The following is a 9,495-nucleotide window of genomic DNA, read 5'->3' on the forward strand; positions in this document are numbered from 1 at the left end:
AACTCTAACATATGTTAGAGTTATAAATCGTCCCTATTTTTTATCTTTTTAATTGGTATATTAGCTATTAAAGCAGAAACCGGTCTATTGTCTCCTTCTTTTGTTGTTTTTGTCATTTTTATATCTATATCAGGTATGTCAATTTCAGCATAATTTGAAATAACATCTATAATATCATTTTTAATTAATTCTAAAAGCCTAGGAGATAGGTCGGCTCTATCATGAACTAGCACCAATTTCAATCTTTCTTTTGCAACATCTTTGCTCTTTTCTTGTCTCTTAGAAAAAATTTCTAAAATTCCCATTAAAATGCCCCCTATCTACCAAAGAATAATTTCATCATTTTGCTGAATCTTCCTTGATTAATTTCATCTAAGTTCAACAGTTCTACTTCTTCTCCAATGATTCTTTTGACAATATTTCTGTAAGCTCTTCCTGATATAGCTTTTTCATCCATTACAACAGGTTCTCCTCTATTAGTTGACACTACAACATTCTCATCATCAGGAACTATTCCTAATAACTTTACAGCTAAAATGTCTAATATATCATCAATTGTCATCATGTCGCCTCGTTTGACCATATCTTGACGAATTCTGTTTATAATAAGTTTCGGTTGGTAAATTTCATTTGCCTCTAAAATTCCTATAACTCTATCAGCATCTCTAACAGCAGAAACTTCAGGAGTAGTAACAATGATTGCCTCATCAGCACCAGCTATTGAATATTGAAATCCTTGCTCTATACCAGCTGGTGAGTCAATTATTATGTAATCATATTGTTCCTTTAGTTCATTAACCAATTCTACCATCTGAGAAGTGCTAACAGCTGTTTTATCTTTGGTCTGAGCAGCTGGAAGTAAAAACAATTTCTCATGTCTCTTATCTTTTATCAATGCCTGTTTAAGTTTGCAGTTTTTATTCACCACATCTACTATGTCATATACAATTCTGTTTTCTAAGCCCATTACTACGTCTAAGTTCCTCAATCCTATGTCTGCATCTAAAACCACTACCGAATAACCTTGCATTGCTAATCCGGTACCTATATTAGCACTTGTGGTTGTTTTCCCAACACCACCTTTTCCTGATGTAACTACGATTGATATTCCTTTGTTTCCTTTTTCCATTAGCAAGTCTCTCCTTTATTTGTTTGGTAAGTATGGTTCTATAATGACTTTATTTTCTATTACTCTTGCAATTTCAGGGTATTTATAATGAGAATCTCCCTCTGGAGGTCTTACAATTATATCATCAATTCTCAGTTGAGTAGGCAATAAACTATAAGCTGCTACTACTGCATTTTTATTTCCTCCTAAACCTGCATGGGCAATCCCTCTTAATAGACCCAGTACTATGATGTTTCCTTTCGCTCTTAATACAGCCCCAGGATTCACATCGCCAATAACTACTATATTACCATTGTAGCTTACTTCCTGCCCTGATCTAAGAGTGCCATGTACAAACTTTGTCATTCCTTCTTCTACTATGTTTGTAACATTTTTATGTTCATCAAAAGTTTCAATTTTTTTCTGGATTTGGTTTAATGTATCATCTTTCATCAGAACAAAATCATATTTATATTTTAACAATAACATAATTTCAGTTTTGATATCAAGTGTTAATTCCTCTCCTTCAATCCCAATAAGTTTGCTTCCTCTAAAAAATTCAATATTCTCTCTTAGCTTTATCTCCAAAGCTTCTTTAATTTTTTCGTAATCATTCCCCTCAACATAGATAAATATTCCGTCTGAAACACCTTTAATAGTAATCCCTGTGTTACTCATCTAATCCCTCCATAATGGATAAGTTGTAATATTGTAAATCTAATTGTTGACTAATGAATTCTCTATTGGAAGAAAGTTTTCTACTCCTTTGGAGTTTAGGCCAAGATACTCAGCAATTATTTCTCTAACCATCGGTGCTGCATATCCACCTGATCCTCCCTGGAAAATCACTGTAGCAACAGCTATTTCGGGATTATCATACGGTGCAAATCCTACGAACCAAGCAAAATCATCAAACTCTTCATTTGTATATGGATTTCTTCCACTCCTCTGAGCTGTACCTGTCTTTACACCAACTTTTACAGGAAAATTTTGAAATGTGACTCTAGCAGAACCATCGTCAGCAACCCTAAGCATCCCTTTTTTTACATGCTCGAGATTTTCTTTATCATTTAATTCTATTTCTTCAGTTTCTACTTCTCTTTTATATAAAATACTCGAATTGTTATAGTCCATTATGCTATCAATTAATGTAACTTTATTTTTATTCCCTCCATTTGCTATTGTTGCAATATAATTTGCCATCTGCAATGGAGTATAGGCATTTTGCCCTTGCCCTATGACAACATTTAAAGTATCAGAGATGGTCCAACCAGCTTGATTCAAATAAGTATATTTAATTTTATCAGCTAATCCTTCCCTTTCAGAATTTATTCTTTTTTCAGGATCAAAACCCATTTGGTCTAATCTCCTAACTACCTCTGCTCTTGTTAAAGGTATATCCATCTCAGTCCAACTAACAATTTCATCTATATACTCATTCATCTGTTCATCAGTTAATGTTATTCCTTCTTTTACGTAATATTTGAGATCTTGATTTAACATATTTCTAAGCAATACTTTTGTAGTTATAATTTTTTTCTGAGGATCAGGAACTCCTCCAGAAACCTCAGCCGGTACATTAATTTCGATACCAGTCTTATCATTTAGTCCTAATTTTTTTGACATATCAACAATATCTTCTATTTCCACTTTAACACCAATGTCTTGATTAGTCCTCTGATTTTTGCCTAATGCCAATGTATAGAAATAGTAATTGCATGAATCTGCAATTGCATCATAAAGATTTTCATAGCCATGTGTTCCTCCGGTATTAGTATATATCAGACAATGAAATCTTTTATTACCAACTTCAACATATCCCATATCACGAATTTTTAATAGTGGATCTAATCCTTTCTCTAAAGCAGTTAATGCTGTTACCATTTTAAATGTTGAACCTGGTTGAACGGCAGTTTGTGTGGCTATATTATAAAGAGGTCTAGCAGCAAGAGGGTTATCTATGTCTTCTGGAAATAAGCTAGCCCAATCGGAACTTGAAATTCCTGTTGAAAACAAGTTTAAATCATAGGATGGATAACTTGCCATCGCAAGTACTTCTCCTGTATTCACATCTAGCACTACAACCGCGCCAGAGTTAGCATTTACATAAGGTCTCCCTTTGCTCCTATTAATGCCAAATTTAAAATCTCCCCATTCACTTTCAAATGTACCACCTCTGCTTAGTTCAGTGATTGTCCTCTCAAGTGTTTCCTCTGCTACTTTCTGTAAATTTAAGTCTATGGTTAAATAAACATTATTTCCTGGAACAGGTTTTTTTTCTTCAATAACATTAGTCGTATTTCCAACAACATCTACTTCAACTCTTCTAATCCCATTTTCTCCACTTAATTCCAGCTCATAGCTTTCTTCTATTCCAGTCTTTCCAATTAACGCATTCGGTGAATAATTGTTTTGATTAATATATTTTTCTATTTCATTTTCTTGACTTATTTTGCCTATATATCCAAGTATATGAGCTGCTGTAGAGCCTTCAGGATAATATCTAACAGGTTCAATGGATATAGATATGCCAGGTACAGTTGATAAATTTTCTTCTATTTTAGCAACAGTTGAGTCTTTGATCCCATAAGCAATATTTATAGGCTGATATGCTCTATATCCTTGAACTGACAATTGATTTAATAATCCTAAGATTGCCCTTGCTTCGTAATTACTTAATTCTTTTGAAATCCCATAATTTTCCTTTATAGTTTCAAATGTCTCTTCCATAGTTAACCCCGGTTTTATTTTGTTTCTCTTTTCCCAAGACTTTAGCTCATTAATAAATGTGTATTCAAATCCATTTGAAACGCTTATTCTAGGATTAACCCCATCATTTATTAGTTTTGACTGAGCATGATATTTGATACGCTCATCTTTTATAAAATCACTTAAAATATTATTTTCTTTAGAAAATTCTATTAGTAATTCAACAGGATCTAGATTAGTAGTGTTTCCATCATTTAATTTATAAATAACTGTATTTTGATCTTCATCTATAACTATTTCTACTGGGCTTATCAGCTCATTCTGTTCAATTATAGAAATTAAGATCTCCCCCGGTATTATTTTATTATCATCATTTATTAAGATAATGTTTGTTAAAAATGAATATAATGAGTTATCTATGAAAAGATTAATAAAATCTTCTTCTGCTGTAGTATTAAATCCTATATAATCAAATTTCTTCATTAAGCTTGCTTTATTTTTAATATAGTCTTCTATATAAATTGAAGAGAATTCTTCTAAGACTAAATTCTCTTGCAAATCTTTTTCAACAAGTAAATCATAGGCCATTTTTCTAGCAATAGGATGTTCCAATATCTTCCTTATATCGCTTTTGTTTTCATTTATCAAAGATGATAAATAATTTGCATATGATTGTCTGTCTTCATCATCTGACATTTCTCGTACTTCTTTAGACTTAGATAAAATTTCTTTTGTACTATTTAAAATGTCATATTTATAATGTTCTTCATAAGGCAATACAAATTCAATATTTAAAAGATCAGCTATTAAATCATTCTCTATTAATATATTAATCATTTTGTCTATTGGTTCAATATCATTTTCTACATAATCTTGAACTTCCTTAAACTTAATGCTATTAAGCTCTAATTGAAAATCATTATAATAATTGACTCCATCCTCTTCTAGAAATCGAACTAGTTTTAGTAGGTTTTCGTTTCTGTCAACTCTATCTAAACTATTTAACTCATCTTTTAATAGTTGAACAGTAAAACTTGGTACATTGCCTGCAAGTAATCTACCATGCCTATCTCTGATTTCGCCCCTGGGAGCAGATGTATATATCTCTTTAATTCTTTTATTATCAGCTAGATCTCTATAATAGTCACCATACGCAATAGTTAAACTAGCTAGCCTAAATAGCAATACAATGACTAGAGCTATTAATAAGTATCTTATAAAATCAAATCTATTAAATTCCCTCTTGTTACTATCCAAATTTACCACCTACTCTAATTGAACTTAATCTTAGGGCGAGTGAAGATTTTATTAAATATTTTGTAATATATAATTACTAAAAAAATATTGTAAACTATTTCAAAAGATAAGATGTTTCTTATAGCAAATGAAAAATTAACATTAGCTGTCAAAAAATAAATGATTACAGCATACATAGAATTATAAAAAATTGTTGCTATTCCAGTAAAAAGTATTGGAGTAAATATGTTATCCCTAGTAAAATTATCTTTAGCAAATCCACAAAAATATCCTATTAAAAAGTATATCAGTGCATTTATACCAATAGTAGTTGAAAATAATATATCTGTCAACAGCCCTAGAAAAACCCCAAAAATAGAACCAACAAATCTTCCTTTTAAAATACTAATAACCACAACTAAAACCAATGCTGAATTAGGAACAACCCCAAATAATGTTATGTTATTAAATAGAGTAATTTGTAATATTAAATTGATAACTGCTGACAATAACAAAATTAATATGTTCATTTTAACCTCTTATAATATATACATTATATATTTTTTTGAAATTTACAGCAGGCTCTACAATGATTTTTTTGGTAAGTTCCTCTTTATTTTCAATTACTTCTTTTATCTCACCTATATAAATATCTTTTTGATAAACGCCTCCAAGACCTGAGGTATAAATCAAATCTCCAATTATTACTTCTGCCTCATAATCGAATAAAAAACCTTCTACGGTATTTCCAATATTCCCAGAAATTATACCCCCATCTTGGGTTCTAACTATTTTAAATGCAACTGAATTGTTCTCATCCAAAATTGAAACAACCTTTGCCCAATTGTCGCCTACATCAACTACCCGGCCAACTAATCCTTCTTGATAAATCTTATTTTCTACTTCTACAGCTTGAATCACTGTATCGCCAATTTTTACTCCGTCTCTAATTCCCCTGTCTATAGTAAACACATCAAACCAATTATTTGGCTCCTTGCCAATTACTTCTGCTTTTAATAAGTCATATTCAGTATTTTCTAAAAGTTCTAATTCCTTCATTAGATAATCAGATTTCCCAATTATGTTTCTTAAGTCTCGATTCTCGCTCTCAAGTCTCTTGATTTCGTCCTTAAGTTGTTCATTCTCTTCTTTAGCACTAAATGTCGCAGAAACCGAAGAAAAAACATCATTAACTCCATGTTTTATAGAATTAGCAACTTTATTAAGCGGAGATAAGACTCCCCCAATAAGACTCTCAAACTTTGACATGGATTCAACCCTATTGCTCGTTAGCCCTATTGTAATAATGAGGATAGCTACCACCGCTATGACAAATATTCTTTCTTTGTATTTTTTAAAAAAATACATAGATACCACTACCCAATCCTGTTGTATTTTGAGGATGTTCTCTTCAACAATTCCATACTTTCTAAAGCCTTTCCAGTTCCTAAAGCAACACAATCAAGAGGATTTTCTGCCACTCTTGTCATAATTCCAGTTTCTCTGTTAGTCAAAACATCCAATCCATGTAACAATGCTCCTCCTCCTGTAAGAACTATTCCATACTCCATTACATCAGAAGCTAATTCTGGTGGTGTTTTTTCTAAAGTAGCTTTTATAGCGTCTATTATACTAGTTACTGGCTCTTTTAAAGCTTCATATACTTCTTCAGATAAAATATTTATTGTTCTTGGCAAACCACTTACTAAATCTCTACCTCTTATGTCCATAGAACCTAATGATTTATCCTTAACAGCTGAGCCAATAGCTATTTTAATTTCTTCAGCTGTCCTTTCTCCAATCATTAAATTGTATTCTTTTTTTACATAATTTACGATGTAATTATCAAGTTCGTCTCCGCCTACTCGTATTGAAATACTCGAAACAATACCTCCTAATGAAATTACAGCTACTTCAGAGGTGCCTCCTCCTATATCAACCACCATACTGCCAGTTGGCTCATGAACTGGAAGGCCTGCCCCAATAGCTGCAGCCATTGGTTCTTCAATCAAATACGCTTCTTTTGCACCAGCTTGAATTGTCGCTTCTTCAACTGCTCGTTTTTCTACTTCTGTTACTCCACTTGGAATGCAAACAACAACTCTTGGTTGAAATATAGATTTTTTCTTGCTAGCTCTTTGAATAAAATATTTTAACATTTCTTGAGTTATATCAAAATCAGCAATTACACCATCTTTTAAAGGTCTTATTGCTACAATATTTCCTGGTGTTCTCCCTATCATCTTCTTAGCTTCTTCTCCAACCGCTAAAACTCTTCTGCTCATTTTTTCTATTGCAACCACTGAAGGCTCTCTTAATATGATACCCTTGCCTTTCATAAAGACAAGTGTATTTGCTGTTCCTAAATCTATTCCCATATCTCGAGTTCCATTTAAAAATAATGCCATAATACTCCTCCATTATATATAATTTTTTTCTTTCATACTTAAATAATTTTCATTCCCTATTATTATGTGATCAATTACTTTTATCCCTAAAATCTCTCCAGATTGTATCAACCTGTTAGTAATAGCAATATCTTCATTACTTGGTGTAGTATCGCCACTCGGATGATTATGTGCTAATATTATTGAATTAGAGCTCTTTTTCAGAGCCTCTTTAAAAACTTCTCGAGGATGTACAATTGAAGAATTAAGGCTCCCAACAGATATATTTTCTATAGAGATTATTTGATTCTTGGTATCTAATAAAACAATATTAAAATATTCTTTTGTTAGAAATTTCATTTGGTCAATTAAAATCTTTGCTATTTGATATGGTTCAGAGATCCTTATGTTTTCATAAGGATTTATTTTCTTTATTCGTTTACCAATTTCTATTGCAGCAATTATTTGTGCAGCTTTGCCTTCACCGATTCCATTTATTGATTTTAATTCATCTACACTTGCTTCGGTAAGATGTACTATTCCTCTTTTATCCATGCTAATTATCATATTAGCTAAATCTATAGCAGTCTTATCTCCGTGGCCAGTTTGAATTATTATTGCAATTAGTTCTGCATTTGATAGAGTATTTGGTCCATAAGCAATCAATTTTTCTCTAGGCCTTTCATTGATTGGCATTTCTTTAATGGTAAGTTTTTTATCTTCTAAAAAGTATTTTTCCATAAAAATCTCCTATAAAAGTGAATAGGCAAAATGTTTTTTTAACAATACATTTATCTTTGATATAGGCAATCCTACTACATTAAAATAGCAGCCATTTATTTTTTCTATCAGCAAAGACCCTTTGCCTTGTATTGCATATGCACCTGCTTTGTCAAAATATTCATCATAACTTAAGTAACTTTCAATTTCATTGTTCTCTAGCCTTTTGAAATAAACTTCAGTCAATTCATAATCCACAACTTTAGTCAAAGTTGTTTGATCTATAATAGCAAAACCTGTGATTACATCATGCTTATCTCCACTTAACATTTGCAACATTTTTCTAGCATCAAGTTTATCCTTTGGCTTTCCGAGTATTTTACCATCTTTGACAACTACTGTATCTGCAGCAATTATTATCCCTTCCTTAATTTTATTAGCCACATTTATTGCCTTTTGAAAAGATAAACTCATTACAACTTGTTCAGGATACTCATTATCATTTATCTTCTCAATTATATCACTTTCTACAACGCTTATATTAATCCCTAATTGTTCGAATATTTCTTTCCTTCTTGGTGAAGCTGAAGCTAATACCAAATTCTTCATTTACTATTCCTACTTTCAAATATAGAATTAAAACTTATTCTTAAATTCTTTACAACATAATGTGAAGCAAGCCCAACAAAAAATCCAGAAAAAAGACTCATAAGCAATAAAAAAGGTAAATAAGTGTATATCATTACATTATTCAATATAATTGCTGCAACTGTTACTTGTCCAAAATTATGAAATGCTGCTCCTATTAAGCTCGTTCCTATCAAACTAAATATTTTGGTAAAATATCTATATGTTATATACATCGCAATGCAACTTAATACAGCCCCTGTAAGACTATACAAAAAAGATGTTACACTACCTGTTATTAACATGAGTAATACACTTTTCAAAACTGCTACGAGCAAACCCTCTTTAAAGCCGAATACAACTAAAGTTACTAATATAACTATATTTGATAAACCTAATTTAGCTCCAGGAATTGGTATCGGAAGAGGTATTGAGGATTCGAGAACACTTAAGGCTAACCCGACAGATACAAGTAGAGATATAAAAATTAGTTTATTGGTTTTTCTCATCTAAAACCCTCTTCGTCTAATATTAATCTATTTAAAATATTTTATATAATAAAGATAGACACTCTATAGTTTACCATTATTATTTTTTATTTACAAGTTAGATAGTTAAAAAAAATAGAGCCTGTAAAAGCTCTATTAACCAGCTATCTTATTTTCTTCCTTTATTAAATCATAAGTTACATCTACTATTGATTTAGTA

General features: G+C 31.3%; 10 protein-coding genes. All 10 read right to left on the reverse strand.

Going from position 1 to position 9,495, the window contains the following annotated elements; genetic code table 11:
* Positions 1 to 20: 20 nt before the first annotated feature.
* Genes minE through ACTB1H_RS07820 form a run of 10 tightly spaced genes read right to left on the reverse strand, consistent with a single transcriptional unit; the run spans position 21 to position 9,296 of the window.
* Positions 21 to 305, reverse strand: a complete 285-nt coding sequence (gene minE, locus ACTB1H_RS07775) for a cell division topological specificity factor MinE (protein WP_463262278.1) — start codon at positions 303 to 305, stop codon at positions 21 to 23.
* Positions 306 to 316: 11 nt separating this feature from the next.
* Positions 317 to 1,129 carry a septum site-determining protein MinD gene (gene minD, locus ACTB1H_RS07780; protein ID WP_463262279.1) on the reverse strand — a complete coding sequence of 271 codons (813 nt, stop codon included), beginning with the start codon at positions 1,127 to 1,129 and terminating at the stop codon, positions 317 to 319.
* A 15-nt stretch (positions 1,130 to 1,144) separates the two neighbouring features.
* Positions 1,145 to 1,786, reverse strand: a complete 642-nt coding sequence (gene minC, locus ACTB1H_RS07785) for a septum site-determining protein MinC (RefSeq protein WP_463262280.1) — start codon at positions 1,784 to 1,786, stop codon at positions 1,145 to 1,147.
* Between the two features lie 39 nt (positions 1,787 to 1,825).
* Entirely contained in the window at positions 1,826 to 5,074 is a 3,249-nt protein-coding gene (locus ACTB1H_RS07790) for a penicillin-binding transpeptidase domain-containing protein (RefSeq protein WP_463262281.1), read from the reverse strand.
* 14 nt (positions 5,075 to 5,088) lie between these two features.
* Positions 5,089 to 5,583: a rod shape-determining protein MreD gene (mreD, locus tag ACTB1H_RS07795; RefSeq protein WP_463262282.1), complete on the reverse strand. Its 495-nt coding sequence runs from the start codon at positions 5,581 to 5,583 to the stop codon at positions 5,089 to 5,091.
* Between the two features lies 1 nt (position 5,584).
* A complete protein-coding gene (mreC, locus tag ACTB1H_RS07800; protein ID WP_463262283.1) occupies positions 5,585 to 6,421 on the reverse strand; it encodes a rod shape-determining protein MreC in 837 nt (278 codons plus the stop codon).
* Positions 6,422 to 6,429: 8 nt separating this feature from the next.
* Positions 6,430 to 7,461 (reverse strand): rod shape-determining protein, encoded by a 1,032-nt coding sequence (locus ACTB1H_RS07805; protein ID WP_463262284.1) that lies wholly within the window; start codon positions 7,459 to 7,461, stop codon positions 6,430 to 6,432.
* 12 nt (positions 7,462 to 7,473) lie between these two features.
* Positions 7,474 to 8,181 (reverse strand): RadC family protein, encoded by a 708-nt coding sequence (gene radC / locus ACTB1H_RS07810; RefSeq protein ID WP_463262285.1) that lies wholly within the window; start codon positions 8,179 to 8,181, stop codon positions 7,474 to 7,476.
* A 9-nt stretch (positions 8,182 to 8,190) separates the two neighbouring features.
* Complete coding sequence (locus ACTB1H_RS07815; protein WP_463262286.1) at positions 8,191 to 8,769, reverse strand: Maf family protein; 579 nt, start codon at positions 8,767 to 8,769, stop codon at positions 8,191 to 8,193.
* Positions 8,766 to 9,296: a Gx transporter family protein gene (locus ACTB1H_RS07820; RefSeq protein WP_463262287.1), complete on the reverse strand. Its 531-nt coding sequence runs from the start codon at positions 9,294 to 9,296 to the stop codon at positions 8,766 to 8,768. The genes ACTB1H_RS07815 and ACTB1H_RS07820 overlap by 4 nt, the downstream gene beginning before the upstream one ends.
* Between the last annotated feature and the right edge of the window lie 199 nt (positions 9,297 to 9,495).

Source organism: Soehngenia sp., assembly GCF_055108775.1.